Source organism: Planosporangium spinosum (assembly GCF_049999945.1).
Classification (GTDB): domain Bacteria; phylum Actinomycetota; class Actinomycetes; order Mycobacteriales; family Micromonosporaceae; genus Planosporangium; species Planosporangium spinosum.
Map to the genome: position 1 here is coordinate 1 of NZ_JBLYUB010000072.1, position 1676 is coordinate 1676.

General features: G+C 72.0%; 1 protein-coding gene. It reads left to right on the forward strand.

Annotated features, from left to right (window positions below; genetic code table 11):
- Positions 1-1676 (forward strand): amino acid adenylation domain-containing protein (locus tag ACNTMW_RS34240; protein ID WP_426638222.1); only part of this gene is annotated, 1676 nt, incomplete at both ends.

The following is a 1676-nucleotide window of genomic DNA, read 5'->3' on the forward strand; positions in this document are numbered from 1 at the left end:
TGGAACGACACGGGTGACGGGGTGGTGCCGGTGTCGTTGGCGGGGTTGTTCGGGGCGGCGGTGTGCCGGTGGCCGGGGGCGCCGGCGTTGGTGGACGGCGAGGTGACGGTGAGTTTCGCGGAGTTGGAGGCGCGGGCGAACCGGTTGGCGCGGTATCTGATCGGTTGTGGGGTGGGGCCGGAGCGGTTGGTGGGGTTGGTGTTGCCGCGGTCGGTGGAGATGGTGGTCGCGCAGTTGGCGGTGGCGAAGGCGGGTGGGGCGTTCCTGCCGGTGGATCCGGATTATCCGGCCGAGCGGATCGGGTTCATGCTGGCGGATGCGGTGCCGGTGGTGGTGGTGACCCGGGGGGAGTTGGCCGGTCGGGTGCCGGCGGATGCCGGGGTGCCGGTGGTGGTGGTTGATGATCCGGGGGTGGTGGCCGAGGTCGGCGCGCTGCCGGACGGGCCGGTGGTGGATGCCGAGCGGTTGGCGCCGGTGGTGGTGGATCAGGTCGCGTATGTGATCTACACGTCGGGGTCGACGGGGCGGCCGAAGGGCGTGGCGGTCAGCCATCGGGGGTTGGCGAGTTTCGCGGCGGCGGAGGCCGACCGGTTCGACGTGCGGCCGGGGGATCGGGTGTTGTTGTTTTCGTCGCCGAGTTTCGACGCGTCGGTGTTGGAGTTGTGTGCGGGTTTGCCGGCGGGGGCGGCGTTGGTGGTGCCGCCGGCGGGGCCGTTGTTGGGTGAGCATCTGGTGGCGGTGCTGGCTGGGCAGCGGGTTACGCATGCGTTGATTCCGCCGGCGGCGTTGGCGACGGTGGATGCGGAGGCTGCCGGCCGGTTGTCGGGGTTCCGGACGCTGGTCGTGGGTGGGGATGCGTGCAGTGCCGATCTGGTCGACCGGTGGGCGGCGGGTCGGCGGATGGTCAATGCGTATGGGCCGACGGAGTCGACGGTGGTGGCGACCTGGTCGGATCCGTTGGTGCCGGGGCGGGGGACGCCGCCGATCGGGGGGCCGATCGCCAATACCCGGGTGTTTGTGCTGGATGGGTGGTTGCGGCCGGTGCCGGTCGGGGTGGCCGGTGAGTTGTATGTGGCCGGGGTGGGTTTGGCGCGGGGGTATCTGGGCCGGCCGGGGTTGACCGCGCAGCGGTTCGTGGCGTGTCCGTTCGGGGTGGCGGGGGAGCGGATGTATCGCACCGGGGATGTGGTGCGGTGGACCGCCGACGGGGTGTTGGAGTTCGTTGGTCGGGCCGATGATCAGGTCAAGATCCGTGGGTTTCGGGTCGAGCCGGGTGAGATCGAGGTGGTGCTGCGGGGGCACCGGTGCGTGGCCGAGGCGGTGGTGGTCGCCCGGGAGGACCGGCCGGGAGACAAGCGGCTGGTGGCCTACCTGGTGGGTGTCGGCGGTCGGGTGCCCGACGTCGCCGCGGTGCGGGGGCATGTGGCGGGCCGGTTGCCCGGCTATCTGGTGCCGGCGGCGTTCGTGGTGCTCGACGACCTGCCGATCGGGCCGAACGGCAAGCTCGACCGCCGGGCGCTCCCCGCGCCGGACCTGACCGCGACGGCCCCCACCGAGGACGGCTATGCCGCTCCGCAGACCGACACCGAGCGGGTCATCGCCGCCGTCTGGGCCGACGTGCTCGGCCTCGACCGGGTCGGCGTCCACGACAACTTCTTCGACCTCGGCGGCGACTC